Below are 26,764 nucleotides of genomic sequence, written 5' to 3'. Positions count from 1 at the left end.
TGCGGTGCGATCAGTCTCGATGCGCCCTGAAAAAGCCGTTGACCTTAAAGTTGACTTCAAACTTATGCTGGCCTCATTCCCAGTTGAGGACTTGCTCCATGAACGTGTTCGATACGCTGCTCCTGCCCAACGGTTCGACCATCAAGAACCGCATTGCCAAAGCCGCCATGGAAGAAAACATGGCGGACGCCGACCAGGCGCCTTCGGTTGAACTGATGCGTCTGTATCAGGCGTGGGCCGACGGGGGCGCCGGGCTGATCATCACCGGCAACGTGATGGTCGACGGGCGCGCCATGACCGGGCCCGGCGGCGTGGTGTTGCAGGATGATCAACAGCTGGACAAGTTCAAACGCTGGGCGCAAATCGGTCGATCCGGCGGCGCGCAGTTCTGGTTGCAGATCAATCATCCGGGGCGTCAGATGCAGTCCAGCCTTGGGCAAAAAACCTGGGCGCCGTCATCGGTGCCGTTGGATCTGGGCAAGCTGTCCAAGCGTTTCGCTACGCCTCACGCGATGACCCAAAGCGTGATCGAAGAGGTTATTCAGCGCTTCGCCAACACGGCACGGCTCGGCGAGCAGGCCGGCTTCACCGGGGTAGAAATCCACGCCGCCCATGGCTATCTGTTGAGCCAGTTTCTGTCGCCGTTGACCAACCAGCGAACGGACGAGTGGGGCGGCTCGCTGGAGAATCGCGCACGCTTGCTATTGGCAATCGTCAAGGCTGTGAGGAACGTGGTTTCGGCCGAGTTCGCGGTTGCGGTCAAACTCAACTCCGCCGATTTTCAGCGTGGCGGCTTCACCGCCGAGGATGCGAAAAAGGTGGTTGTACTGCTCAACGGCTCAGGTGTGGATCTGGTGGAACTGTCCGGTGGCAGTTACGAAGCGCCAGCCATGCAGGGCGTGGCGCGCGATGGCAGGACGTTGGCCCGCGAAGCTTATTTCGTTGAGTTTGCCCGCGATATACAAACCGTCGCGAACATGCCGGTAATGGTCACCGGTGGCATCCGTCGTCGTGCAGTGGCCGAAAGCGTTGTGCAGAGCGGCGTCGACATGGTCGGTATCGGCACGGCACTGGCCATCGATCCGCAGCTGCCGCGTGACTGGCTGGAGGGCAAGGACAATGCTCCACAACTGCCGTCAATCACCTGGAAAAACAAAGCGATAGCCGCTCTGGCGAACATGGCAGTGGTGAAGTTTCAGCTGCGCCGACTCAGTCGGGCAAAAAAGCCTGATCCGACCGTGTCACCTTTGCGCGCGCTGATTTTGCAGCAGATCGGTATGGCGTTTCGCACGCGGCAATATCGGCGCTGGGTAGAAAAACGTTCTATGTGAGTCAGGTCGTTCGAACGCAGGTGGCGGCCATGCGTCGGTTAGCCTCGCAACAAACCCAACGCATTGGAACCCTGATGGCCGGGCAGCGCACCAACCCTAAGCTGCAACCCGACAAACACGCGGAGGGATTCCAATGTCAACGCATCCAATTCTGTTCATGGGCGGTTCCGGCGCCATCGGCCATCGTTCCGCCAAAGCCTTGCGCGCGGCCCATCCCGAGGTGCCGTTACTGATCGGCGGGCGGGATCTGGCCAAGGCTCAGCAAGCCGCTGAAGAAATGGGCGGCGCCGAGGGTGTGGTCATCGATCCCACCGCTGATGACCTGGGGCTGGGCGATCGCCCGCTCAGCGCTGTGGCGGTTTTTTATATGGATCACTCGCTGGCCGGGCTGCGTTTCGCGCAGACGCGCAAAGTGCCGCACCTGAGCATTTCCTCTGGCGTATTCGAAATGGCGCCGCAAATCGCCCGCTATATCCATGCCCCGGATGCGGCGCCGATCGTGCTCGGTTACGAATGGATGGTCGGTGCCACAACGGTGGCGACGCTGCACCTTGGCAAAGCCTTTGCGCGGGTGCGCGATATTCGCATCGATGCCTTGGTCGACGAGCAGGACGGTGGCGGGCCAACCGTGGCAACTGACTTCGAACACCTGAACCGCATGCTCCCCGCTGCACTGACCCGCCGCGAGGGTGCGTATATATGGCGTGAGGGCGAAGAGGCGAACGTCAGCTTCCGCGCGCTCGACGGTAGGCTCATGCAGGCCAGCGGCTTCTCGTCGATCGACGTCGCAGGCCTGGCAGCCGCTACCGACGCAGCCAACGTTCAGTTCAACCTCGCCAGCGGCGTCAGTTCCTCCCGGCGCGCGGGCAAGCCAATGTCGACGGAAATTCTCATCGAAATGGCCGGGAAAGGGCGCAACGGGCAAGCGCTGCATACCCGTCATGCCCTCGTGCATCCAGCCGGCGCTGCAGCGCTGACGGGGCTGAGCGTGGCGATGCTGCTCGAGCGGCTGATCGGGCTTGATGGATCAGCACCCACTGCACCAGGCCTGTATTTTCCTTATCAGTTGCTGGATGCCGCTGGGTATCTGCGGCGTCTGGGTGAAGAGGGCGGTGAGTTGCTGGAGCTGAAGCGAGAATAAGTTGGCGTCGCCGTTTTTTGCATGCGGCGGCAAGTGCCGGTCAAGCCGGCCATCGCCAGCAGGCTGGCTCCGACAGGGAATTCGTGTCGATGACGGATCCGGTGCGGTAGCCAGCCTGCTGCTTCTTTACGCTACTGCGGCCGCAGCCGCTCGGGACCGCCAGACAACCCCCAACACCATCAACAACCCCAGCCCCGCCATGGCTGCACCGGCGAGCGAGATCGCCGGATAACCCAGCCCTGCGTTGATCACCGCGCCACCCAGCGCCGCACCGATGGCGTTGCCGAAGTTAAAGGCGCCGATGTTGACCGCCGAGGCGAGGTTGGGTGCGTCTTTGGCGGCTTCCATCACGCGCATTTGCAGCGGTGGCACCAGAGCGAAGCTGGCGATGCCCCAGATCAGGATGGCGACGGCGGCCGGCAGCGGCCAGCGCATCAGCACGGTGAACGCCAGCAGGACGACAATCAGCGCGCTCAGCGCAACGATCAGGGTGCGATCGATCGAGCGGTCCGCAGCCTTGCCGCCCCACATGTTGCCCAGCGTCAGTCCGACACCAAACAGCACCAGCATCGCGGTGATGTAAGCGGTGGAGGCGTGGGTTTCGCTGCTGAGGATCGGCGCGATGTAGGTGAACACGGTGAACATGGCGCTCGAGCCGACCACGGTCAGGGCTAACGCGCCGAGGACCGGGCCACGACCGAGCACGCGAATTTCCGCCAGTGCTCCGGCGCCTTTTGGGGCCGGCAGATTGGGCAGGGCGAACCACAGCGCGGCCATGGTGATCACGCCGAGGCCGGTGATGCCCCAGAACGCCGTGCGCCAGCCGAACATTTCACCAAACCACGCGGCCAGCGGCACGCCGCCGATGGTCGCGAGAGTCAGGCCCATGAACATCGCCGCCACCGCGCCCGCGCGTTTCTGCGGAGCGACCACGCTGGCAGCGACGACCGAGCCGACCCCGAAGAACGCACCGTGATTGAGTGACGTCACCACCCGCGCGGCCATCAGGCTGTAGTAGTCGGTGGCCAGCGCCGACATCAGATTGCCAAGGGTGAAAATCGCCATGAGCCCGATCAGCAAATAGCGTCGCGGGATTCTGCCGGTGGTCAGGGTCATCAGCGGTGCGCCGAGTAGCACGCCCAGCGCATAAGCACTGACCAGCAGCCCGGCAGCCGGAATGGAAACGCCGAGATCGGCAGCGATGCCGGGCAACATGCCCATGGGCGCGAACTCGGTAACGCCGATGCCAAAGGCACCAATGGCGAGTGCAACAAGGGGTGGATTGATACGCATGGAAAGTCTCCTCATCTATGCCGCCAATGCTACGATGCGAGCGTTTGCGGCGGTAGACCGCGATTTTGGCAATCACCTTTGCGCAGGAATCACAAATGGACGTCGGTGGTCGATCAGGCGAAATGGACGTGTTCGTCACGGTGGCGCGAGAGGGCAGCTTGTCGGCTGCCGCGCGCGCTTTGGGGCTGACACCTTCGGCGGTGAGCCGGATCATCGCGCGCACCGAGCAGCGTCTGGGCACGCGCCTGCTGTTGCGCACCACTCGAGCGCTCACGTTTACCGCCGAAGGCGAGGCGTTTCTGCGTGGCGCGCGGCGTATTCTGGCCGACATGGCCGAGGTCGAGGAGGCCATCGCCGATCAAGGCGTGCCGCGAGGCCGCTTGCGGGTCAGCGCCGCCCTCGTTCATGGGCGGCTGGCGATCGTGCCGTTGGTTGCCGCCTTCAGTGCGCGTTACCCGAACATCGTGGTCGACCTCACCCTGGGCGATGAGGTCGTCGACATTCTCGGTGGCCAGGCCGACGTCGCGGTGCGCTTCGGGCATTTGCCGGACAGCCCGTTGACCGCGCGCAGACTCGGCGTCACCGGTCAGGTGGTGGTGGCTTCGCCCGACTATCTTGAGCGCCACGGCACCCCGCAGGAACCGGAAGACTTGCTGCGGCACAACTGCCTGCGCTTCAACTTTCGCCGCGCCGAACCCAACTGGCCGTTCATTCGCGACGGTCAGGTGTTTTCCTTGAAGGTCAGCGGCAGCATCGAATGCAACAGCGGTGAAGCGCTGGCGCAACTCGCGCGGGGCGGCGCCGGCATCGCGCGGATCGGCGAGTTCAGCGTGAAAGAGGATCTGCAGCGTGGCGAGTTGATTTCACTCTTGGAAAGCTGGAATCCAGGCGATGACGAGCCGATCCATGCGGTGTTCGTCGGCGGTCCGGCGATGCCGGCGCGAGTGCGCTTGTTCGTCGACTTTCTGCTGGAGCATTACCGGATGTGAGCACTGGCGTGTGCTGACGATTGGCGAGCATCGAGCCGGGTTTGCCAGCAATCTGCGCGGGCACGCTCGACCAGAAAATCGACGAATGCCCGGGTCTTGGCCGGCAATAATTTCTGGCTGGAGAAGTACAGGTAGATCTGCCCGGCGTCGACATGCCAATCCGGCAAAACCCGTTCCAGCGTGCCGTCCTGCAGGTACGGCAACACATCCGGCACCGCCAGCAGCGCGACGCCCAAACCCAGCAGGGCACACTGACACAACGCCTGCGGATCATTGACCAGCAGGCGTGGGGTGATCTCCAGCGGCGCGCGTTGCCCGTCGGAACTCTGCAGCATCCAGCTGCGAACCTTGCCGGTCTGCACCGAGCGCATGGCCAGGTGATCAAGCGTCGCTAGTTGCTCCAGACGCTCGATACGCCCGTGATCGGCCAGATATTGGCGCGACGCCACGAGCATCAAATGGGCCGGAGCGATGGCTCTGGCGACCACGCCCTGGGCCAGCTCGATGCCACCACCGATGGCCGCATCGAAACCTTCGGCGATGAGATCGACCTGACGGTTGTCGACCTGCCATTCGGGGATCACTGCGGGATATCGCTGGAGAAAATCGGGCATCAGCGGCAGCAGAAAATCTTTGGCGAACCCCGGCGCCGCGCTCAGACGCAAAATGCCGCAAGGCGCTCCGGCATTGCCGGCGACATCGGCAATCGCGGCTTGCACGCTGTCCAGCCCAGAACCGACATTCGCCAGAAAACGCTCGCCCGCTTCCGTGAGGGTGAGTTTGCGGGTGCTGCGCTGAAACAGGCGCACCCCCAGATTGCTTTCCAGCTGCGCGACGTTGCGGCTGACTGCGGCAGGGCTCAGGCCCAGGCGTCGCGCAGCGGCGGAAAAGCTGCCCGACTCGGCGCTGCGAACGAACGACAGCAGATTGCCCAGCGTTTCCATATCCACACCTTCAAGCATCGATTGAAAGTGATTCTAGTCACCCCCTACTATTTGTGGAAGATCAAAAAGCGTCTCATAGCCTCATCAACTTCACATACGAATACGAGGCTCGAACATGAACACGATCAGCATTATTGGCACCGGCGCCATCGGCTCGGCCATCGCACGATTGCTCGTCAACGCCGGTCTGCCGGTCAGCATCGCCAACAGCCGCGGCCCGCAGAGCCTTACCGACCTGGCCAACGAGTTGGGGCCGCTGGCGCGACCGGTGACGGCGCGGGAAGCCAGCCGGGCGGATATGGTTTTCCTTGCGGTGAACTGGTCGAAAATCCCCGAGGCGGTTCGCGACCTGGGGCCATGGGACGGGCGCATCGTGATCGACACCAACAACCCGATCGAAGCGCCGCTGTTTCAGCCGGTTGATCTGCACGGCGTACCGTCCTCGCAAGTGGTTGCGCAGATGCTGCCCGGCGCGCACGTGGTCAAGGCCTTCAATCATCTGTTGGCGGCTTTGCTGAGCGACCCGGCTGCGGAGGGCGGCAAACGGGTACTGTTTTACTCCGGTGAACACGCCGCCAGCAAAGAGCGCGTTGCGGCGCTGATCGCCGACCTTGGCTTTTACGGCATCGATCTGGGCGGTGTTCAACAGGGCCTGTTGGCACAGTTCCCCGGCGGCCCGCTACCGGCGCTGAATCTGGTCAAGCATGGCTGACGGCAAGCCCGGGAAACCGGGCTTTTTTACGCCCAGATCGCGGTCTCGGTATTGATCTCAGCGACCAGCGTGGCGTTGAACTGGCGCTGCCGATGCAAGTCATCGCGCATCTTGGCGAAATTGAATCCTTTAGCGCCCAACTCTTTTAGTACCAAGCCTGAAACCCGGTAAATGCCGCAATCGGCACAGTCGACGAGTTGGCCGCCATGGGCCTCGTCGGTCTTCTGGGCTTCGAGTCCGCACAGGTAGCATTTCATGGGTGTTCTCCCGGTTTTGTGATGTTCAGGAGATCGTCTTGCGTAGAGGGAAGTTTCATTCAGCTGAGAAAGGCCGGTATTCAGAACGCTGGTCGCTAGGAAATTTCCTACAAGTCGGTGGGAAGCAAGCTACAGGCTCATTCCCTTCGTTTTCTGATAATCCGCCCTCTGCTGGCAACGCTGCCAGTCAAATCTCCACGTTCAGGAGCCTTGCGCGATGCATGCGTACGGCTTCATTCACGAGGGCATCGGCGATGCACATTGGATCAAGACTGCTGGGCTGGCTCGGCGCATCCTTGCTTGTGACGGCGGCCGCGCCAGCGATGGCAGCTTGCACGTGGGCCTCGGGCAACAATAGCGTGAAGCAGTTGAGGCTCACCGGCGGTACGGTCTTCGCGCCGCGAGACGTTCCGGTCGGCAGTACGTTGAATACTCCCGGCACCATGCGCCAGCTCAACTTCGGCGATACGCTGCAATGCTACGGAACAGCCACATACAACACGACGCTGGTGGGGCCGGTGGCGGTCAACATTCCGGTCGATACCCTCAACGTGCCTGCCAATGCCTTGTTGCAGACCAATGTTCCCGGCATCGGCCTGGCCATCTACATGACTGGTTTCGCCTCCAGCTGGAGTACACCGCCTGGCAACCCGAGTCGCTTCATTCCTTTCAACCTGAGTCGCAGCTCCGCGAGCCTGGCAGCCATGAACCAGGCGATGATGCGTTACGCGCTGATCAAAACCGGTGACATCGCTCCGGGCACCCACACCATCAATCAATTGGTGGCTACGGGGACGTCGGACATGGGGCCGATGTTCGATTTGTCGTTCACTGCCACCGTGACCCTGGCCGGCTGTTCCATGCCTGCCTCGCCGGGCAACCAGATCAACGTGCCGATGGGTAACTGGGAGAAGCGTGTGTTCAATGGCAAGAATTCCACGACCCAGGCGCAGTCGTTCGCGATCACGCTCAACTCGTGCATTGCCGGTAGCAACTACCCGTCGAACACCAACGGTTATTTCAACGGCAACTATGCCAACATCCAGATCGATGGCAACAAGACCTCGACCATCATCGACGCGGCCAACGGTGTGTTGAGTTTGTCGAGCGATTCGACGGCGCAGGGTGTGGCGATTCAGGTTCTGCAGGATAACGGTACGCCGATGAATCTCGGGCTGCCGGTGCGCCTGACGCGTGTCGTCAATGGGGTGACTTCGGTGCCGTTGAAGGCGCGCTACATTCAGACGGGTGAGGGGCCGACGCCGCAGCCGGGGACGGCTAATGGTTATGCCAGTTTTACTGTGACTTATCGTTGATTCTGTATCGAACAGACCGGGTATATATCCGTTGCTGCGGTAACGGCGGCTTAGGGTTTCGCCCTTACGGCGAGTCCCTTTTTCAGACGCCAAAAAGGAACCAAAAGGCTTTGCTCCTGCGTTCGGCCCTCGCAGGCTCGGGTCCCTTCGCTCCGGGACCGATCCGGGCGCAGCGGCTACGGTTTGCTGCGCTGCACCTACGTCCGCTGTGTCTGGCTGCGCCAGACGGTCGCTGCGCTCCCACGCCCGGATCAATCCCTGCGCTCAGCCTTCCGATGTCGCTGGTTAGGCAAGATCAAGATCAAAAGCACGCGAGCTAACGCTCATTGTTGAGTGGTTAGAAGCGTCGCATGGCTTGGGATTTGTTTTGGATTCGCCCCTCACCCCAGCCCTCTCCCGAGGGAGAGGGAGCCGATCGGTGTGCTTTTCAATTGCTGGATTCAATTCGATATCCCGGGTCTGTGTATCTCCCACATTCACCACGGTCAGTCCCCTCTCCCTCGGGGAGAGGGCTAGGGTGAGGGGCTTTTGATTTTCAGCCTCCAATCCTCCAACGCGCTGGTGATCAAGATCAACAGCAATCGAGCTGACACTTGGACGAGGGCCTACTGGACGCTAGGGAAGGGTGGGCGAATACGGCGCGATCCCTGAGAAAATTCCTACAAGTCAACGGGAAGCCGGCTCTTCGATGAGCGCTTTCTGCTACCCATAATCACGCCCATCGTTGGCAAACGCCAACAACGTCCGGGTGCAGTCAGCCTGCATTCAGCGGCCGTTTCCTTCTCAGCAGGGCAACTTCAATGAAGATCGGTTTACAGATGCTGGGCGGTGTTGGCGCCGCGGCGTTGATGTTGGTGGCAGCACCCGCAATGGCGGAGTGCGCATGGGCCTCGGGTAACAATTCCGTGAAGCAGTTGACGCTGGCCGGCGGCACGGTGTTTGCGCCGCGTGACGTGCCGATCGGCACGACGTTGAACACCAATGGCACCATGCGTCAGCTCAATTTCGGTGACTCGCTGGAGTGTTACGGCACGTCGTTCTACAACACGACGTTGATCGGTCCGGTGGCAGCCAACATTCCGGTGGACGTTTTGAGAGTTCCGGCCAATGCGTTGCTGCAGACCAATGTTCCCGGCATCGGCCTGGCGATCTATATGACCGGTTTCTCCGCTGCGTGGAATCCGCCGCCGGGTAACCCGAGTCGTTTCATCCCCTTCAATATGAACCGTAGCAATGCCAGCACGGCGGTCATGAATCAGGCGATGATGCGTTATGCACTGATCAAGACCGGTGACATTGCCCCGGGCACCCACACCATCAATCAATTGGTGGCTACGGGGACGTCGGACATGGGGCCGATGTTCGATTTGACGTTCACTGCCACCGTGACCCTTGCTGGCTGTTCCATGCCTGCCTCGCCGGGCAACCAGATCAACGTGCCGATGGGTAACTGGGAAAAGCGTGTGTTCAACGGCAAGAATTCCACGACCCAGGCGCAGTCGTTCGCAATTACGCTGAACTCGTGCATTGCTGGCAGTAACTATCCAGGGAATACCAACGGTTATTTTTCCGGTAACTACGCCAATATTCAGATCGATGGCAACAAGACTTCGACCATCATCGACGCGGCCAACGGGGTGTTGAGTTTGTCGAGCGATTCGACGGCGCAGGGTGTGGCGATTCAGGTTCTGCAGGATAACGGTACGCCGATGAACCTGGGGCAGCCGGTGCGGCTGACGCGGATCGTCAATGGGGTGACTTCGGTGCCGTTGAAGGCGCGTTATATTCAGACGGGTGAGGGGCCGACGCCGCAGCCGGGGACGGCCAATGGTTATGCCAGTTTTACTGTGACTTATCGTTGACAGACCGGGTACATATCCGTTGCTGCGGTAACGGCTGCTTAGGGTTTCGCCCTTACGGCGAGTCCCTTTTTCAGACGCCAAAAAGGAACCAAAAGGCTTTGCTCCTGCGTTCGGCCCTCGCAGGCTCGGGTCCCTTCGCTCCGGGATCGATCCGGGCGCAGCGGCTACGGTTTGCTGCGCTGCACCTCCTTCCGCTGTGTCTGGCTGCGCCAGACGGTCGCTGCGCTCCCACGCCCGGATCAATCCCTCCACTCAGCCTTCCGATGTCGCTGGTTAGGCAAGATCAAGATCAAGGGCACTCGAGCTAACGCTCATTGTTGAGTGGTTAGAAGCGCCGCATGGCTGGAGATTTTCGGTGGATTCGCCCCTCACCCCAGCCCTCTCCCCCTGGAGAGGGAGCCGATTTGTGGGCCGTTCAAAACTTGCGTTCGACTCGGTATCGCAGGTTGGCGTATCTCTCGCATCCCTCACGGTCAGTTCCCTCTCCCTCCGGGAGAGGGCTAGGGTGAGGGGTTTTTGATTTTCAGGCTGATTCCAAGCCTCAGCCGTCTATGTCACCGGTGATCAACAGCAGTCGAGTTGAAACTCGGCCCTGTGGGAGCTGGCTTGCCAGCGATGGCGGCCTTTCGGCTGACCGCCTCTCACTGATGTACTCGCACACACTTTCCCAACCCCTCATAAAACACCTGTGACAGCCCACTTGCCGAAGGCCGGAAATGGCTGCCTGTCATTACCTCTTCAGTAGGAAAAGTCCTACAAACGCACGGAATTTGCCTACATAGCCAACCCTGTCGGATCTCGATAATGGACCCAGACGAAACGCGTTGTGACTTACACATAAACAGTCGAGAGCGCGTCGTTTATCCGTCCCGAAGCCTGTTTGAGGCGAAGGACATTCCATCATCATTCTGGATGTGATCATGAAAAATTTTGCTCTCAAAGGTTTGTCTCTGGCGCTGGTCATGGCTGCTGCTTCGCAGGCTGCTCTGGCGGCTGACGGTGAAATCAACTTCGTCGGCAGCGTGACCGATAACACTTGCCCGGTGATTGTTTCCGACCTGAACGGTTCGGCTGGTGCCGGTGATGTCACCCTCGGCAGCGTGCCGGCTACTTCGCTGGCCTCGGCCGGTCAGATCGCTGGTGGCGGCGCGTTCACCCTGACCATCGACACCACTGCGCCAGGCTGCAACGTCACTGGCAAGAAAGCCGTGGTCAAGTTCCTTTCGCTGAGCGGCAACGCGGGTTCCAGCGGCCAGTGGATCGGCCTGCTGCCGGAAGCTGGCGTCGCTACCAACGTCGCGGTGCAGATCAAGGACGCCACCGGCAAAGACGTGCAGATCGGCCTGGATTCCGCGCCGTACCTGGACTTGACCCAGCCGCTGCGCTTTACCGCCAACTACATCGCCACCGGTGCAGCGACATCCGGTCCGGCCAATGCCAAGGCTGCGTTTACCGTCGACTACCAATAAGTCCGGTCAACGGCCGGGACCTTAGGGTCCCGGCTGTCCTTCCCCTCGCCACGGCGCTGATGCCGTGCTGACTTGAGGAAAATGCAATGACGATGTTTACCACCCCCTTCAAGACCACCGCGATCGCCGCGATGTTGCTCGGCAGCACCTTGCTCAGCAGCTTCAGCCAGGCCGGGGTGATGCTCGGCGGCACGCGAATCGTGTACGAGGGCAGCAAGCGTGATGCTTCGATCACGGTCAGCAACACCACGCCCGAGGCCTACGCTGTGCAGGCCTGGGTCAACACCGAGGCCGACGACAGCAACACCGCCACGCCGTTTGTCGCGACGCCGCCGCTGTTCCGCCTGGACCCGCGCAAAGAGCAGATGGTGCGCATCCAGAAAGTCCCTGGCGATCTGCCGCAGGACCGCGAATCGGTTTTCTACTTCAACGCCCAGGAAATCCCGCTGGCCGGCAAGGCAGACGCCAACACGCTGAAAATTGCCATGCGCACGCGGATCAAACTGTTCTATCGCCCGGCCGGCCTTAAGGGCAGCGCCATGGAAGCCCCGGATCAACTGCGCTGGAGTCTGGCGCAAGAGCAGGGCAAGACCGTGCTGGTGGTCAACAACCCGTCGGTGTTTCACGTGTCCTTCATCGGCGTAAAAGTCGCCGCGGGTGGCCAGAGCCTGGAAGTCAACGAGCCGAAAATGGTCGCGCCGATGAGCAGTCAGCGTTATCCGCTGCCGGGCTTCAAAGCCAGTTCCGGTGAGGTGGAGTTCTCCGCCATCAACGATTACGGCGGCTACACCGCGCCGAAAAAAGTCGCCGCAAGCAGCGCGCCTTAACGTTTTCATCCCTTTCCTTGCGAACGAGTCCACGCGCTGCCTGCGCAGCGTGGCGGCAGCGTATTGAGTATTTGTCATGCGAACCGATGCCTCGAACCTTCACTGCGTCACCGTGCCTTTCACCCCATTGCGCTTGTCCGTCGCGATCCTCGCGACCCTGATGAGCAGTGTGGCAAGCGCTGCTGAACCAGCGAAGTTTGACGCCAGTTTCATGCAGTCATTCGGCGGCGCCAGCGCCGGGCCCAATCTCGATCTGGACGCGATCGCCAACAGCGGCTCGATCGGCCCGGGCACCTACCCGGTGGTGATCCGCCTCAATCAGAGCTTTTTCGATCGCCGCGACATGACCTTCGCCAAGGACGAAAAGGACGGCGAAGTGCGCGTCTGCCTGTCCGAAGCGTTTCTCAAGGAGATGGGGGTCAAGGTCGATGCGTTTCTGACCCCGGGCGAAACCTTCCCGGCGTGCATCAACCTCGCCGAGCTGATCGAAGGCGCCTCGGTGAGCTTCGATGCCGGGCGCCTGGCGCTGGACATCAGCGTGCCGCAGATCGCTTTGCGTCGTGATGCTGCCGGTTACGTGGCGCCCCAGGAATGGGACCGTGGTATCAACGCGGCGATGCTCAATTATCAGTTCTCCGCAGCCAACACCCAGAGCGATGCGCGGGGCAATGGCACGCAATACAACCTCTACGCCAACGGCGGCTTCAACCTTGGCGACTGGCGCTTTCGCTCCAGCTCCTCGTTCCGTCAGGACGAAGACGGCCAGCAGGACTGGCAGCGCAGCAACACCTACGCACAGCGCGACCTGACCGCGATCAAGGGCACCTTGACCCTGGGCGAAAGCTTCACGCCGGGCGATGTGTTCGACAGCATTCCCTTTCGCGGTGCGCAGATTGCCTCCGACATGGGCATGCTGCCGGACTCGATGCAGGGTTACGCGCCGATCATTCGCGGCATCGCCGAAACCCAGGCGAAAGTCGAAGTGCGCCAGAACGGCTACTCGCTCTACACCACTTATGTGGCACCGGGCGCATTTGAAATCGACGACCTCAACGCCGCGTCGGGCAGTGGCGACCTGGAAGTGATCATCACCGAAGCCGACGGCCGCGAGCGTCGCTTTACCCAGCCGTACGCCACGCTGGCGAACATGCTGCGCGAGAAGACCTGGCGCTACAGCGTCACCGCCGGTGAGTACAACGCCGTCGATGGTGGCCAGCGCCCGGCGTTTGCCCAGGCGTCGCTGGCCTATGGTTTGCCGTTCGACCTGACGCTGTACGGCGGTTTGCTCGGTGCCGATTTCTATCGCGCCGGTGTAGTGGGTGTCGGCAAAAGCCTGGGCAGCCTCGGCGCGGTGTCGTTTGACGTGACTCAGGCGCAGACCGACGTACCGCAAGGCACGACGACCACCGTGAGCAAGGCCGGCAAGGAAAAGGGCCAGAGTTTCGGCGTGCAGTACGGCAAGGCGTTCGAAACCGGCACCTCGGTGCGCTTCGCTGGCTATCGCTATTCCACCGAAGGCTATCGCGACTTCGATGAGGCCGTGGCCCTGCAAGAGCCGAATGACTTCAACAATTTCTCCAAGCGCAGCAAGGTCGAGGCCAGCGTCAATCAGGCGCTCGACAGCTACGGCTCGTTCTATCTGAACGTGAGCAAGCAGAACTACTGGGGCACCTCGCGTGAAGACAAACAGATGCAGCTGGGCTTCAACACCCAGCACAGAGGCGTGACCTACGGCGTCTACGCCAGCAAGACCCTGACCAACAATTTCGGCCAGAACAATCAGGTGGTGTTCACCGTGTCGATGCCAATCGGCCAGACCCGCAGCACCGGCACCTACACCGTGACGCGCAACAATGACGGCAGCCTCGATCAGCGTGCCGGCCTGAGCGGTCGCGACGGCAACCTCAACTACAACGTCAACGCCAACCGCTCCGACAATGCCGGGAACAACGGCTCGGCCCTGATCGGCTATCGCGCACCGTTCGCCCAGTTGGGCGCTGGCGTCAGCGTCGGCAGCGGTTACCGCCAGACCTCGGTCAGCGCGGCCGGCTCGGTGCTCGGCCACAGCGACGGCGTGGAATTCGGTCAGACCCTGGGCGAAACCGTGGCGCTGGTCGAGGTCAAGGACACCAAGGACGTCGGCATCCTCAACGCGCCAGGGACCAAGACCAACGCCAAGGGTTACGCGCTGGTGCCGTACGTCACGCCGTACCGCAAAAACCGCGTTTCGCTGGACACCAGTGAACTGGACAACGACATCGATATCGCCGAAGGCGTGACCAACGTTGTGCCGCGCCGCGGTGCCGTGGTCAAGGCCAGCTTCGCCGCCAGCCGCTCGGAAAAGGTCTTGCTCAACGTACGCCTCCAGAACGGCAAGCTGCCGCCGTTCGGCACCACCGTCACCGACGACAAAGGCGCCAGCGCCGGTGTGGTCGGCCAGGCCGGTCAGGTGTTGTTGTCGGTGGGTGAGGGCAAGGTCTACAGCATGAAATGGGGCGAGAAAGCGGGGCAGGGTTGCCGTATCGAACTGGACGTCAGCAAGGCGCCGCTGGTTGACGGTTACCGGGTCATGAACGCGATATGCCAATAACAGTGCACGGCGATCAGGCCGGCGGCGGATTTTTTGAACGCTGATCTGATCGCACAACCCAATGCATACCAGTCATTGGAGGAGTGCGCCATGAACGAGGCAACGAGTTACTTTTCGATAGCGGTCGCGGTGATCATTCTGCTGGTCGACCTGTGGGCGATCGTCAGCGTGTTTCGCAGCGAGAAAAGCGTCGGCACCAAAGCGGCCTGGGCCATCGGCCTGATCGTGTTCCCGGTGTTGGGCCTGATCGTCTGGGGCATCGCCGGCCCGCGCGGCGTCAAGGAAGGGCCGTCATCGCCGGAACACAGCAAGGGCTGATCGGCATACCTGCAACACCCGTCGAATGGCGGGTGTTGTTGTTTCAGCATTTGAAACGGTCACTCTCGCGAGCGTCTGCGCAACTGCATGAATGCCTGATACGCCTCGGTTCGTTTGGCATCGGCCACAGCTTTGGCCTGGTTGAAATGCTCCCACATCGCCGCATTGCGACTGCTCTCATCGAACAGCCGGTAGGCGATTTCCTCGAGGCGGTCCGCTTCGTAGAACAAGGCGTTGATCCGCGCCGGTTCGTCGTCCTCACCCTCACGCGAAAAGCCAGCCGATGACGTCGTTGAAATCATGATGAAGCCTCCGTCCACACCAAAGCGGTGGTCTCGCGCCATTTAACCTCGGTGATGCCAAACCGTTCTGCCTGCGGTTTTGAAATGGCCTTCAGCGGCGGTTTTCCCGGTTTGGGGATCGGCGCAATACCCGCATCACAACTCGCCCAATGCCACGCATCCGCATTGCTCATGCTTTTAGTGCGGATGACAAACGTCCGGGGTTGACCGTGCAGCAAGTATTCAATGGTGAAAATATCCGTACGACTCATGAGTTCCTCCTTAGGCTCATAGCCAAAGGAGTCAGGGGGTACGGAAAAAATTCCAATGAGTTTACCGATGGTCGGTGCCCAAAGATCAAAAGCCCCTCACCCTAGCCCTCTCCCGGAGAGAGAGGGGACTGATCGCGGTGATTGGGCCAGGTATGCCAGCCTGCGATACCGAGTCGTACGAAAACTCTGAGACCAACCCACATCAGCTCCCTCTCCAGGGGGAGAGGGCTGGGCGGGCGGCGTTCCGATGAGGGGCAGCGCCAACACAAATCCCAGGCGAAAACCCGACCACTAATCAGCCCACCCAAAACCCCAATGAAACCTTGCCGCCCAACCGCACCTCAACCCATAAACCCACCACCCAACGGGAGAAGACAATGAAAGCCATCGTCTTTCACGGAATCGGCGACATACGCCTGGACGACGTGCCGGAGCCGACAATCCAGGCCCCCAGCGATGCCATCGTCAAACTGACCGCCTCAGCTATCTGCGGCACTGACCTGCACTTCATCCGCGGCAGCGCCCCCGACATGCAACCCGGGACCATCCTCGGCCACGAAGGCGTCGGCATCGTCGAAGCGCTGGGCAGTGACGTGCGTAACCTCAAGATCGGTGATCGCGTACTGATCCCGTCGACCATCGCCTGCGGCAACTGCGCCTACTGCCGTGCCGGTTATTTCGCCCAGTGCGACGTCGCCAACCCCAACGGCAAAACCGCCGGCACCTCGTTCTTCGGCGGGCCAAAAACCACCGGTCCGTTCCACGGCCTGCAAGCTGAAAAGGCGCGTATCCCGTTCGCCAACATCGGCCTGATCAAACTGCCCGATGAAATCAGCGACGACCAGGCCATCGCCATGTCGGACATCTGGCCGACCGCCTGGTTTGGCGCGGAAATGGCTGAGATCAAGGACGGCGATACCGTCGCCGTGTTCGGCTGCGGCCCGGTCGGGCTGTTTGCGATCGTCAGCGCCAAGCTGATGGGCGCTGGCCGTGTGTTCGCCATCGATGGCCTCGAAGATCGCCTCGCGCGAGCGCAAGCGTTGGGCGCCGAGTGCATCAATTTCGAACAGGAAGACCCGCTCGAAACCATCGCCCGCCTGACCGGCGACATTGGCGTGGATCGCGCCATCGATGCGGTCGGCATTGACGCCAATCACGCCCATCACGGCGCCCACGAACCGGCGCAATGGCAGCCGGGCGACGAACCCTCGCAAGCCCTGCAATGGGCGGTGCAGGCGGTGGCAAAGGCCGGCACCGTGTCGATCATCGGCGTGTACCCGGCCGGGTTCGACAGCTTCCCGATCGGTGCGGCGATGAACAAGAACCTGCGCCTGAACATGGGCAACTGTCACCACCGCAAGTACATCCCCAAGCTGATCGAAATGACCTTGGCCGGCCGCGTCGATCCGGCAAAAGTCATCACCCAGGACGAACCGCTGACCGATGCGATATCGGCGTTCAAGGCGTTCGACAAACATCAGCACGGCTGGATCAAGGTCAAGCTGGAACCCGGTGCCGGTGGCGCAACCACTGCTAAACCGGCGACGGCGTAATCAACGCCGAATGTTCCCCAATCCCGTCAGGAGACACCCATGAAAACCCTCTGCGTATGCCTCGGTTTCTGCTCGATGTTGCTGCTGCAAGGCTGCTTTGAAGGCTCGAACGATGCGCCTAACAAGGAAGGCGACAAGAGCAAGGCTTCGCTGCAGATTCAGCAAGGCGAATCAGCCGAAGAGAAAAAGTAATCGCGGTTCTGCTCACGCGATTCGCCGGAAAAATCAGGAATTTGCCTGGGCAGTTCGTGCTGTCCAGGCATTTTCCCGCAGGCGGATGACGGCAGTAGCGAAGGATGCACCGTTGGCTCCGTCGCTGCGCTGAAAAAAGGAATTATTTTAACCGGCGGCGACTCTCTCGTTTATGAGCATGCATTTGATGAGGGGAGCTGCCATGACGCTGATCGACATCCCGATCAAGAAGTCTTCACACAGGGCCGTGTCGCATCCGGTCTCTTATCACGATCTTTATGATCGGCTGTTGGCGGAAGATTCTGCGGTTGATCGGATTGCCTACGATCTGCTTCGCCAACAACTGAAGTTGGCCGCCGAGCTGCCGCTGGATCTGCCGTCGGAGCCTGAGGCATTGGCGCAATGGTCCGAGGCGCACTGTGCCGATGTCGCGGCGCAATACGCCGAGTACCTGTCGGAGCGCCAGCAGGGCGCGGACCGGCGCTATTTCCGCAACAAATCCCACGCGCTGTATTTCCTCCAGCATGTAGCGCCGACCAAAGAAGTCGACGGCGCCTGGCTGGCGAGCATTCCTGCGCACTGGCAGGACCAGCGTTTCGACTACCTGCTCGATACCTATCTTGAGGAGCTGGGCGACGGTCTCCCTCGGCAGAACCATGTGGTGATCTATCGCAAGTTGCTGGCCGAACACGATTGCGCCGACCTGCAGGGTCTGGCCGATGAATACTTTCTGCAGGGCGCCTTGCAACTGGCGCTGGGACGTTTCGGCGATGAGTTTCTGCCAGAAGTCATCGGCTACAACCTGGGATACGAGCAGCCACCTCTGCACTTGTTGATCAGCTCGTACGAACTGGCCGAGCTGGGCATCGATCCGCAATATTTCCGTCTGCATGTGACCATCGACAACGCCAGCACCGGCCACGCGCGCAAGGCCGTGCAAGCGCTGTTGCGGCTAATCCCGGCAGGCCCTGAGCGCGAGGATTTTTACCGGCGCATGACCGTCGGCTACCGCCTCAACGATCTGGGCAAAGGCTCGACGGCGGTCATTCAGGAGTTCGATTTGCAGCGTGCCGTGGTGACGATGCTCGAACGCAAAGCGATCTTCGGCCAGCACATGCATTCCGACTATTGCCGGATCGAAGACCGCACCATCAATCAGTGGCTGGCGGCGCCGGGGCAGATGGCCGATTTCCTCGCGGCGCTGGAGCGCAAGAGCTGGATCAAACGTGGCCAGCCGGTCGAGCAAAGCCGTTTCTGGCGCCTGATCGAGGGCAGCGAAGCGGTGATGTTCGGGGTGTTCAACGGTTACGAAAAACAATTGCTCAGCGACTGGATCACCGGTGACTGCCCGGACAACGCGCACCGGCCCTACGTCGCACGCAGAGGCGCGGCAGCCGATGAACCAGTCGAGATCGCCGATGCCGAGCAGCGCACGCTGGAGAAAAGCCTGGAAAATCTGCCGCCTGTCGAACAGATGCGCAAGCTGCAACCCTGGTTGCAACCGCAGCGGCACTGGCGTCCGGCCGGGCTGTTTGCGACCCGACGTTTTATTCAATTGCGTGACCGTTTGCGTTGACCACAGGAGGCTGCATGTCGCTACAGGAAACTTCGGATCGAACGCTATTCGAATTGGGTAAACGCTTGCACGACAGCGGCTACCGGTTCATCACCCCGACACCGCTGACTCACGAACGGGTCTGTCAACGCTTCGCCAGCCCGTTGGCCAAAGACCTGCGCGATGTATTCGGGTGGTCGATGCCGTTTGCCAGCGAGCTGTTATCAGCGCATGAGCTGGAAAAGCTTGAGCAGGCGGGCATCATCGAGCAGCAGGGTTCGCTGTGGCGCAGCAATGTGCGCTGGTCCACGCTCAATGACCGCTTGTTTGCGCATTCAGCTTTTCCCACCACCGCCAACGACGCGGTGTTTTTCGGCCCCGATACCTATCGCTTCGCCCGCGCCATCCAAGCGCAGCTACAGCAACGCTTCGCTCCGATCAGACGCGCGGTGGACATTGGCTGCGGCAGCGGGGCAGGGGCGGTGATCATTGCCCGGGCACGCCGTGAGGCCGAGGTGCTGGCGGTCGATATCAACCCGCAGGCGCTGCGCATGACCGCAGTCAACGCGGAGTTGGCCGGCGCTGACAACGTCTCGGCGTACCACAGCGATCTGCTGGCCAGCGTTGAAGGCGAGTTCGACCTGATCATTGCCAACCCGCCGTACATGAACGATCAGCATCAGCGCGCCTATCGCCACGGTGGTGGGGCGTTGGGCGAGGGACTGTCGGTGCGCATCGTGCGCGAGGCATTGCCGCGCCTGGCGCATGGCGGGACGTTACTGGTCTACACCGGGGTGGCGATTCAAGCCGGGCAGGACCCGTTTCTCGAAGCGATCAAACCGCTGGTGGCCGGCAGCAGGTATGCCTGGACTTATGAAGAGCTCGACCCGGACGTGTTCGGTGAAGAACTGGTCAAGCCTGAATATGCTCTGGCCGAGCGGATCGCCGTGGTTGCGCTGACGGTGACCCGCGAGCAGTGACGCTTCACCGCGCCACCGCTCGCCGGACGCTGGCTAGCGGTGGCGTCCGCGTGATCGATTGATCGCCAGCAGGCAGCCACCGACCAGCATGGCCGCGCCAGCGACCAGCAGCGGTGATGGTCGTGTCGGCTGACGCCAGCCACCTTCGACGCGCCGTTCGCCGCTGGGTGGCGTAAACAAATTCCCCGAAGACGTTTCGATGGCCGGGCTGCGCTGGATGCCTCGGCGGGTCAGCCAGCCCGACAACTGCGAAAAGCCCGGCAGCAGAAAATGCGCCACGCGAGCGATGGTTGCCGCACTGCCGACGGTGACTTGCGGTTTTGGCTTGAGGGCACAGTTGACCATCGCGCTTGCCACTCGCTGCGGATCATAAACCGGTGGTGGTGGCTTCAGCGCATGGCCGGTGTAGTTGGCACCATCGCGAAAACCCGGTGTATCGATGACGGCCGGATAGATATTGCACACATGAATATTCGGCTGCCCGACCAGTTCGCCGCGCAGGGCCTCGGTGAGACCGATCAAACCGTATTTGCTTGCCGAATACGCCGCTGCATAGGGCTGCGCCACCCAGCTGCCGAGCGACAGCGTGTTGATCAGAATGCCCTGTTGCTGCGCTTTGAAATACGGCCACACGACGTAGGCGCCGCGCAGATAGCCGAGCAAGTCGGTCTGCAGAACCTGTTCATGCACTTTCAGTGGCGTCTGCGCGAAATCGCCCACTGCGCCAACGCCGGCGTTGTTGATCCAGACATCGATACGGCCATTGCCAAATTCCGCCGCCTGTTCGGCCAGTTGTTGCATTTGCTCGTTGGAGGTGACATCGGTGCGCACTGCCAATGCTTGTGCACCCCGAGCCGCGCACTCATCGACCACCTCGGCCAGCGCCTCGCCGTCACGCGCGGCCAGCACCAACCGCGCCTGTTCGTCGGCAAATGCATGCGCCGTCGCCCGGCCGATGCCGCTGGAGGCACCGGTGATGACTACCAGTTTGCCCGTCAGGCGCGGGCTGGCCATTGCGCGTTTCGGCGCGAGGGTTTCAGGCGCCGCAGCCGGCTGAACGGTTTCCGCTTCGTAGGGCACCCGCTCGACCGCCAGGCGTAAGCCGTCAGCCATCACCAGCGTCAGCGCTTCGATCCGGCCGGCGACCCGGTCGGGGTAGATCGGCTCGCCCTTGGGATCGACCATGTCGTAAACAAACGTCTGGCCTTCGAGCCAACCGACCGCAGTCTGCAGTTCGGGGCCGAGGTAATACTTGCCATCAAGGAAAAAGCCAGAAAACTGCGGCGCGCGCTCGACACTGTCAATGCGATAGCGCTCACCCGGCTTCATACCGGTTTCAGGGGCGATCATAGGGAATTCCTCCTCCGTTGGTTCTGCGATAGAGAACGGCGGAGAACGCAGGGTTCCATGCAAAAGAGGAGCGGGCGCTGAATGACGATTATCCGGCGATCTCGCAGCTCCACAGCTCAATGAACGGTTGCGCGCTTGTCGGGGCGCCGACCCAGCGACTCATCGATTGACAGTCGCCCTCGATGCACAGCTGATAATCGCCCGCCTCGGGTGTGCGCCCCAGTTTCAGAGGTTGTTGGGGCGGCAAGCGGCGCTGGAAGTGCCAACTGCCGTTTGCCAGGCGCGCGTCATCGGGGATGTCCATACCGGCGCCATTGCCGCGCACCCGCGCTTCTTGCAGTACCAGACCTTCAGCGCTGACGCGGTAATCTTCTTCCCAGCGAATCTTTTCGATGCTGTGGTTCCACGCCAGGGTGAAGTGGTAGACCGGCAGTTGCGCCCAGAGACTGCCGGCCAGCCCCAGGCACACGCCGATCATGCCGGTGCCAGCCCGGCGCGCCGCGATCGCCAGACGTGCTGGAACAAAACCAGAATGCCGAGGGCGAAGCCGAGTTCGTCGGTCAGCGGCAGCGCGACAATCAGCAACGCCCCCGCGACGAGGCTGAGCAAGCGCTCCCACACTGCCATCTTGCGTTGCAGAAAACCGGTAGAGGCGACGCCCCACAGGCCGACCGCCAGAACGGTTTTCAGCAGCATGTAAGCGGTCATCCATAGGTTGTCGCCTTGCAGCATCAATGCCGGGTTGTAGACCGCCATGAACGGAATAATGAAACCGGCCAGCGCAATGCGCACCGCCCACAGGCTGATCTTGAAGCCGCTTTCCTTGGCGATCGGCGCAGCGGCAAAGCAGGCGAGGGCGACAGGTGGAGTGAGGTCGGCGAGGATGCCGAAATAGAACACGAACATGTGCGACACAATCAGCGGCACGCCGAGCTCCAGCAGCGCCGGCGCGGCAATCGAGCTGGTGATGATGTAGTTGGGAATGGTCGGAATACCCATGCCCAGCACCAGGCAGGTGATCATTGTCAGGATCAGCGACAGCAACAGGTTGTCACGGCCGATGGCCAGAATGTAGCCGGCAAATGTTGATGCCACACCGGTGAGCGACACAATGCCGATGATCACGCCCACCAACGCGCAGGCAATGCCCACCGGCACCGCATGGCGCGCGCCTTCGACCAGTGCGTGCAGGCAGATCTGCAATGTATCCCGACCGCCCTTGATCAAAGCGCAGACCAGCACCAGCACCGCGACGACGGCGAAAATCACCGCGATCCCCAGCAGAAAGAAGCCTGTGCACAGCACGCCCAAGGCGATCCAGAACGCACAGCGCAGACCGAAGCTGTGCACCCTGAAAATGATCGCCGAACCGAGAATCACAATGGCCGTCAAGGCCAGGCCGACCATGCCGGAAAACAGCGGCGTGCGCCCGGAGAACAACAGGTAAACCAGCACCAGCAGCGGAATCAGCAGGTACCAGCGCTCCGTGATCGCGCCGAATGCGCTGGGGCACTGGTCTTTTGGCAAGCCCTGCAGGTTGGAGCGTTTGGCTTCCAGATGGACCATCCAGAACACCGAACCGAAATACAGGATGGCCGGGATCAACGCGGCCTTGGCGATTTCCACGAACGGCACATTGATGGTTTCCGCCATGATGAACGCCACTGCGCCCATCACCGGCGGCATGATCTGGCTGCCCATGCTGGAAGTGGCTTCGACGCCGCCGGCGAACGCCGCCCGGTAGCCGAAGCGTTTCATCAGTGGAATGGTGAATTGCCCGGTGGTCACCACGTTGGCGATCCCCGAACCGGTGATGGTCCCCATCAACGCTGACGAGGCCACGGCGACCTTGGCCGGCCCACCGAGCTTGTGACCAAAGAGACCCATGGCGAAGTCGGTGAACAGCTTGATCATCCCGGCCTGTTCGAGGAACGCGCCAAACAGGATGAACAGGAAGATGTAGGTGGCTGACACATAGGTCGGGGTACCGTACAAACCTTCGGTGCCGAACGACAGTTGATTGATGATCTGGTCGACGCCGTAGCCGCGGTGGGCCAGTTCGCCGGGCAGGTATTCTCCGAACAGGCCGTAAGCGAGGAACAAGCCGCAGATGATCGGCAGCGCAATGCCCATCACCCGCCGCGCGGCTTCGAAGACCAGCGCAATCAGCACCACACCCACGAGCATGTCGGTTGGCGTCAGGTCGCCGGAACGCAGGATCAGATCCGCTTCGAACACCCACTGATACAGGGCGGCACCGATGCCGGCGAGGCTGAGCAACCAGGCCAGCGGTTGCCAGGGTCTGCTCTGGCCGTAAGCCGGGTAGCTGAGAAAGACCACCCACAACAGAAAACCGACGTGCACCGCGCGCAGCACCTGACTGGAGATCGGGGCAAAGGCTGCGGTGATGATCTGGAACACTGAAAACAGCAGCGCTACGTAAAACAGCGCTTTTGGCCAGTCCCGCGGATTCGCGGAAATGCCGTGATGCTCATCGCTCATTGGCGGCCTGCCTCATGACTACGCTGGAAGAACACTGGCGCAGTGGCGACGCTCGGTTCGCCACTGGCCGTGGGGCGGTTACAACGCGCCTTTTTCCTTGTAGTAGCGCTCGGCACCGGGATGCAGATCGATTGGCAGGTTTTTCGCCGCCGTCTCCAGTTTGATGTCCTTGGCGGCCGAATGAGAGTTGCCCAGGCGCGGCAGGTTCTCGAACAGCAGTCGGGTCATCTGGTAGACGACGTCATCGGGCAGGTCGGCGCGGGTCACCAGGATGTTGGTGATTGCCACGGTCGGCACGGCTTCGGCCTGACCGTCATAGGTGTTGGCTGGAATCATCGCGCTCTGATACGCCGGGTTGCCGATCTTGCTGACCACCTCAGGCGGGATGGCGATGTAGTTCAGCGGCATCACCGAAGACAGGTCGCGAATCGCCGCCATGCCCAAGCCGGAGGATTGCAGTGTGGCGTCCAGTTGGCGGTTCTTGATCAGCTCCACCGATTCGGCGAAGGGCAGGTATTGCACCTTGCCCATGTCCTCGTAGGTCAGGCCGGCGGCTTTGAAAATGGCCCGGGCGTTGAGTTCGGTCCCAGACTTGGGTGCGCCGACCGAGATGGTCTTGCCCTTGAGATCGGCCAGAGACTTGATTCCCGATTCCTGGCTGGCGACGATCTGAATGTAATTGGGGTAGGCGCCACCGAGGGCGCGCAGTTTGGTCAGGGGCGCTTTGAAACCGGCGTCTTCTACGCCGTTCTTCGCATCCGCCACCGAATCGCCCAAGGCCAGCGCCAACTCGCCACGACCGGCCTGCAACAGATTAAGGTTTTCCACCGAGGCTTTGGTAGCCTGCACCGAGGTCTTCGAACCGGCGATGCCATCGCTGTAAATCTGCGACAAGCCGACACCGATCGGGTAATACACCCCGCTGGTGCCTCCGGTCAGGATATTGATGAACACCGGCGCGGCCTGTGCTGCGCTGCTCAATGCCAGGGTGGCGGCGGCCAACAGGGCAAAGCGTGTCTTGACTCGCATGGGCAATCTCTCCGTCTTGTTATGGTTTTCAGCAGAGTGTTTTAGCGCAGCACGGCACGGGTGCGGGCATCAGCTCATCCCCAGCCAGGTCGGCAATACCAGTGAAATCCACGGTACGTAGGTAATCAATATAAGGAACAGCAGCAGAATCATCAGCCAGGGCATCGCCGCCCGGATAGTCGCCGGCAAGGACATGCCGGTCACCGCCGAAGTGACAAACAAGTTCAGCCCCACCGGCGGCGTGATCAGGCCGATCTCCAGGTTGACCACCATGATGATGCCCAGGTGAATCGGGTCGATGCCCAGTTTCATGGCGATGGGGAACAGAATCGGCGCCAGAATCAGGATGATCGCCGATGGCTCCATGAACGCGCCGGCAATCAGCAACACGATGTTGACCACCAAGAGGAAAGTGACCGGGGTCAGGCCGGCGTCGATCACCCAGGCGGTGATCTGCTGCGGCAGTTGTTCGGTGGTCAGCACATGAGCGAAGAGCATGGCGTTGGCGATGATGAACATCAGCATGATGCTCAGCTTGGCTGACTCGAGCAGGACTTTTGGCGTCTCGCGAAACGTCAGGTCCTTGTAGACGAACAGCGCAATGAACGCCGAGTAGACCGCCGCCACGGCCGCCGCCTCGGTGGGGGTGAACATCCCCGAATAGATCCCGCCGAGGATGATCACCATCAGCAACAGGCCCCAGATGGCCTGGCGTGCCGTGGCGAGAAATTCGCGCAGGGTGGCGCGGGGCAGGGCGGGCAGGTTCTTTTTCACCGCGACGATATAAATCGCCACCATCAGCGCCGTGCCCAACAGCAGACCCGGTATCACCCCCGCCATGAACAGCTTGCCGACCGAGGTTTCGGTGGCTGCGGCGTACACCACCATCACGATCGACGGCGGAATCAGAATCCCCAGAGTCCCGGCGTTGCAGATGATCCCCGCGCCGAAGGCCTGCGGATATCCGGAACGGACCATGCCGGCGATGGCGATCGAACCCACCGCTGCCACGGTCGCCGGGCTGGAGCCGGAGAGGGCGGCAAACAGCATGCACGCCAGCACGGCGGCGATGGCCAGACCGCCACGAATGTGCCCGACGCAGGCATTGGCAAAGTCAATCAGACGACGGGCAACCCCACCGGTGGTCATGAAGGCGCCGGCGAGGAGGAAAAACGGAATCGCCAGCAGGGTGTAATGCTCCGAGGTCTCGAACAGCTTGATGGCCAGCGAACGCACGGAATCGGGACTGAAAAATATGATCGTCAGCGACCCGGCCAGACCGAGGGAAATGGCGATTGGCACGCCAATGAACATCAAAGCGAAAAGCGCGACGAACAGGAAGGCGATGGTCATGGCTTGTCACCCTCGTGCTCGGCGAGTTTCAGCGCGTCGGCGGCTTCATCGGCCAGGCCCAGTCCGGTCTGACGGTTGCGCAGAATACGCAGGAGGATTTCGGCGAAGCGGATGAAAATCAGCGCGAACCCCAAAGGCACGATCAACCCGATATGCCATTGCATGATGCCGAAATGGCCAAGGTCTTCGGCACCGATGCCGGCGTTCATCAAGGTCGCGATCCATTCCAGGCTGGCAATGCACAGCACCCCGGCATAGCCCAGGCAGCACAGGCAGGCGAGTATGCCGATGTATTTCTGCACCGAGCGGCGGGCCAGTTTGACCAGCGCGTCAACGCCGATGTGCCCGGCCGTGCGCACGCCATAGGCCAGCCCGAAAAAGATCAGCCAGCCAAACAGGGCCTTGGTCAGGGCGGTGCTCCAGGTCATCGCCTGAGCCATGCCCATGATGCCGTCGCCGATGGCGAACAGCGGCGAGCTTGCCGCCGGCCAGTGATCGGCGAGCCAGTAAAACAGGCTGTAGAAATTGTTGAGGATCACGTAAACGAACGTAACCAGCGTCATCGCAGCCAAAAGGAAGACGATAAAGCCTTCCTCGAAGTGTTCCCAGATTCGCCGAAGCGCTTTCATGGCGGGCATCTCACGTCGA

The 26,764-nt window shown here is 61.3% G+C and carries 25 protein-coding genes; 14 read left to right on the top strand and 11 right to left on the bottom strand.

Going from position 1 to position 26,764, the window contains the following annotated elements; translation table 11 throughout:
• Positions 1-98 precede the first annotated feature (98 nt).
• Positions 99-1,331: an NADH:flavin oxidoreductase/NADH oxidase family protein gene (locus V6F91_RS07850; protein WP_332763328.1), complete on the top strand. Its 1,233-nt coding sequence runs from the start codon at positions 99-101 to the stop codon at positions 1,329-1,331.
• Positions 1,332-1,464: 133 nt separating this feature from the next.
• Positions 1,465-2,472 (top strand): NAD(P)-dependent oxidoreductase, encoded by a 1,008-nt coding sequence (locus tag V6F91_RS07845; protein WP_332763327.1) that lies wholly within the window; start codon positions 1,465-1,467, stop codon positions 2,470-2,472.
• Positions 2,473-2,598: 126 nt separating this feature from the next.
• On the opposite strand, the gene V6F91_RS07840 is transcribed toward V6F91_RS07845, so the two are convergent.
• Complete coding sequence (locus V6F91_RS07840) at positions 2,599-3,765, bottom strand: MFS transporter (protein WP_332763326.1); 1,167 nt, start codon at positions 3,763-3,765, stop codon at positions 2,599-2,601.
• Positions 3,766-3,860: 95 nt separating this feature from the next.
• On the opposite strand from V6F91_RS07840, the gene V6F91_RS07835 reads away from it, so the two are divergent.
• Positions 3,861-4,754: a LysR family transcriptional regulator gene (locus V6F91_RS07835; protein WP_332763325.1), complete on the top strand. Its 894-nt coding sequence runs from the start codon at positions 3,861-3,863 to the stop codon at positions 4,752-4,754.
• Here V6F91_RS07835 and V6F91_RS07830 read toward each other — a convergent pair.
• Positions 4,742-5,698: a LysR family transcriptional regulator gene (locus V6F91_RS07830; RefSeq protein WP_332763324.1), complete on the bottom strand. Its 957-nt coding sequence runs from the start codon at positions 5,696-5,698 to the stop codon at positions 4,742-4,744. The genes V6F91_RS07835 and V6F91_RS07830 overlap by 13 nt on opposite strands.
• Before the next feature lie 115 nt (positions 5,699-5,813).
• Here V6F91_RS07830 and V6F91_RS07825 point away from each other — a divergent pair, with 115 nt between their 5' ends.
• Complete coding sequence (locus V6F91_RS07825; protein ID WP_332763323.1) at positions 5,814-6,410, top strand: NADPH-dependent F420 reductase; 597 nt, start codon at positions 5,814-5,816, stop codon at positions 6,408-6,410.
• Positions 6,411-6,436: 26 nt separating this feature from the next.
• Here V6F91_RS07825 and V6F91_RS07820 read toward each other — a convergent pair whose 3' ends face one another.
• Positions 6,437-6,667, bottom strand: coding sequence for a hypothetical protein (locus V6F91_RS07820; protein WP_332763322.1), 231 nt, complete (start codon positions 6,665-6,667; stop codon positions 6,437-6,439).
• 359 nt (positions 6,668-7,026) lie between these two features.
• Here V6F91_RS07820 and V6F91_RS07815 point away from each other — a divergent pair, with 359 nt between their 5' ends.
• The 6 genes from V6F91_RS07815 (at position 7,027) to V6F91_RS07790 (ending at position 15,049) form a co-directional block, all read left to right on the top strand.
• Positions 7,027-7,983: a fimbrial protein gene (locus V6F91_RS07815; RefSeq protein WP_332763321.1), complete on the top strand. Its 957-nt coding sequence runs from the start codon at positions 7,027-7,029 to the stop codon at positions 7,981-7,983.
• 800 nt (positions 7,984-8,783) lie between these two features.
• Positions 8,784-9,845 (top strand): fimbrial protein, encoded by a 1,062-nt coding sequence (locus V6F91_RS07810; RefSeq protein WP_332763320.1) that lies wholly within the window; start codon positions 8,784-8,786, stop codon positions 9,843-9,845.
• A 920-nt stretch (positions 9,846-10,765) separates the two neighbouring features.
• On the top strand, positions 10,766-11,314 hold the full coding sequence (locus V6F91_RS07805) for a fimbrial protein (protein ID WP_332763319.1): 549 nt from the start codon (positions 10,766-10,768) through the stop codon (positions 11,312-11,314).
• A gap of 86 nt (positions 11,315-11,400) precedes the next feature.
• Positions 11,401-12,141 (top strand): molecular chaperone, encoded by a 741-nt coding sequence (locus tag V6F91_RS07800; protein WP_332763318.1) that lies wholly within the window; start codon positions 11,401-11,403, stop codon positions 12,139-12,141.
• A 76-nt stretch (positions 12,142-12,217) separates the two neighbouring features.
• Positions 12,218-14,731: a fimbria/pilus outer membrane usher protein gene (locus V6F91_RS07795; RefSeq protein ID WP_332763317.1), complete on the top strand. Its 2,514-nt coding sequence runs from the start codon at positions 12,218-12,220 to the stop codon at positions 14,729-14,731.
• Between the two features lie 90 nt (positions 14,732-14,821).
• Complete coding sequence (locus V6F91_RS07790) at positions 14,822-15,049, top strand: PLD nuclease N-terminal domain-containing protein (protein WP_090283861.1); 228 nt, start codon at positions 14,822-14,824, stop codon at positions 15,047-15,049.
• Between the two features lie 59 nt (positions 15,050-15,108).
• Here V6F91_RS07790 and V6F91_RS07785 read toward each other — a convergent pair whose 3' ends face one another.
• Positions 15,109-15,351: a hypothetical protein gene (locus V6F91_RS07785; protein ID WP_332763316.1), complete on the bottom strand. Its 243-nt coding sequence runs from the start codon at positions 15,349-15,351 to the stop codon at positions 15,109-15,111.
• The gene (locus tag V6F91_RS07780; protein ID WP_332763315.1) at positions 15,348-15,602 is read right to left on the bottom strand and encodes a DUF6555 family protein; all 255 of its coding nucleotides are present in this window, start codon (positions 15,600-15,602) and stop codon (positions 15,348-15,350) included. Before V6F91_RS07780 ends, V6F91_RS07785 begins: the two co-directional genes overlap by 4 nt.
• A 377-nt stretch (positions 15,603-15,979) precedes the next feature.
• On the opposite strand from V6F91_RS07780, the gene V6F91_RS07775 reads away from it, so the two are divergent.
• From V6F91_RS07775 to V6F91_RS07760, 4 genes are all read left to right on the top strand, one after another.
• Positions 15,980-17,155, top strand: coding sequence for a zinc-dependent alcohol dehydrogenase (locus V6F91_RS07775; RefSeq protein WP_332763314.1), 1,176 nt, complete (start codon positions 15,980-15,982; stop codon positions 17,153-17,155).
• 39 nt (positions 17,156-17,194) lie between these two features.
• Positions 17,195-17,347 carry a hypothetical protein gene (locus V6F91_RS07770; RefSeq protein WP_157720699.1) on the top strand — a complete coding sequence of 51 codons (153 nt, stop codon included), beginning with the start codon at positions 17,195-17,197 and terminating at the stop codon, positions 17,345-17,347.
• Between the two features lie 202 nt (positions 17,348-17,549).
• Entirely contained in the window at positions 17,550-18,923 is a 1,374-nt protein-coding gene (locus V6F91_RS07765) for an iron-containing redox enzyme family protein (protein ID WP_332763313.1), read from the top strand.
• 14 nt (positions 18,924-18,937) lie between these two features.
• On the top strand, positions 18,938-19,882 hold the full coding sequence (locus tag V6F91_RS07760) for a class I SAM-dependent methyltransferase (RefSeq protein WP_332763312.1): 945 nt from the start codon (positions 18,938-18,940) through the stop codon (positions 19,880-19,882).
• A 33-nt stretch (positions 19,883-19,915) separates the two neighbouring features.
• Here the strand turns inward: V6F91_RS07760 and V6F91_RS07755 are convergent, their stop codons facing one another.
• From V6F91_RS07755 to V6F91_RS07730, 6 genes are all read right to left on the bottom strand, one after another.
• Entirely contained in the window at positions 19,916-21,232 is a 1,317-nt protein-coding gene (locus tag V6F91_RS07755; protein WP_332763311.1) for an SDR family oxidoreductase, read from the bottom strand.
• 88 nt (positions 21,233-21,320) lie between these two features.
• The gene (locus tag V6F91_RS07750; protein WP_332763310.1) at positions 21,321-21,710 is read right to left on the bottom strand and encodes a DUF1850 domain-containing protein; all 390 of its coding nucleotides are present in this window, start codon (positions 21,708-21,710) and stop codon (positions 21,321-21,323) included.
• Positions 21,707-23,734 (bottom strand): TRAP transporter permease, encoded by a 2,028-nt coding sequence (locus tag V6F91_RS07745; protein ID WP_332763309.1) that lies wholly within the window; start codon positions 23,732-23,734, stop codon positions 21,707-21,709. The genes V6F91_RS07750 and V6F91_RS07745 overlap by 4 nt, the downstream gene beginning before the upstream one ends.
• Before the next feature lie 78 nt (positions 23,735-23,812).
• Positions 23,813-24,763: a TAXI family TRAP transporter solute-binding subunit gene (locus V6F91_RS07740; RefSeq protein ID WP_332763308.1), complete on the bottom strand. Its 951-nt coding sequence runs from the start codon at positions 24,761-24,763 to the stop codon at positions 23,813-23,815.
• A gap of 69 nt (positions 24,764-24,832) precedes the next feature.
• Complete coding sequence (gene dctM / locus V6F91_RS07735) at positions 24,833-26,116, bottom strand: C4-dicarboxylate TRAP transporter large permease protein DctM (protein ID WP_332763307.1); 1,284 nt, start codon at positions 26,114-26,116, stop codon at positions 24,833-24,835.
• Positions 26,113-26,745, bottom strand: coding sequence for a TRAP transporter small permease (locus V6F91_RS07730; RefSeq protein ID WP_332763306.1), 633 nt, complete (start codon positions 26,743-26,745; stop codon positions 26,113-26,115). The genes dctM and V6F91_RS07730 overlap by 4 nt, the downstream gene beginning before the upstream one ends.
• Positions 26,746-26,764 lie beyond the last annotated feature (19 nt).

It is taken from the genome of Pseudomonas koreensis, assembly GCF_036668835.1.
GTDB lineage: Bacteria > Pseudomonadota > Gammaproteobacteria > Pseudomonadales > Pseudomonadaceae > Aquipseudomonas > Aquipseudomonas koreensis_I.
This window is presented reverse-complemented; position numbering and strand designations above follow the sequence as displayed.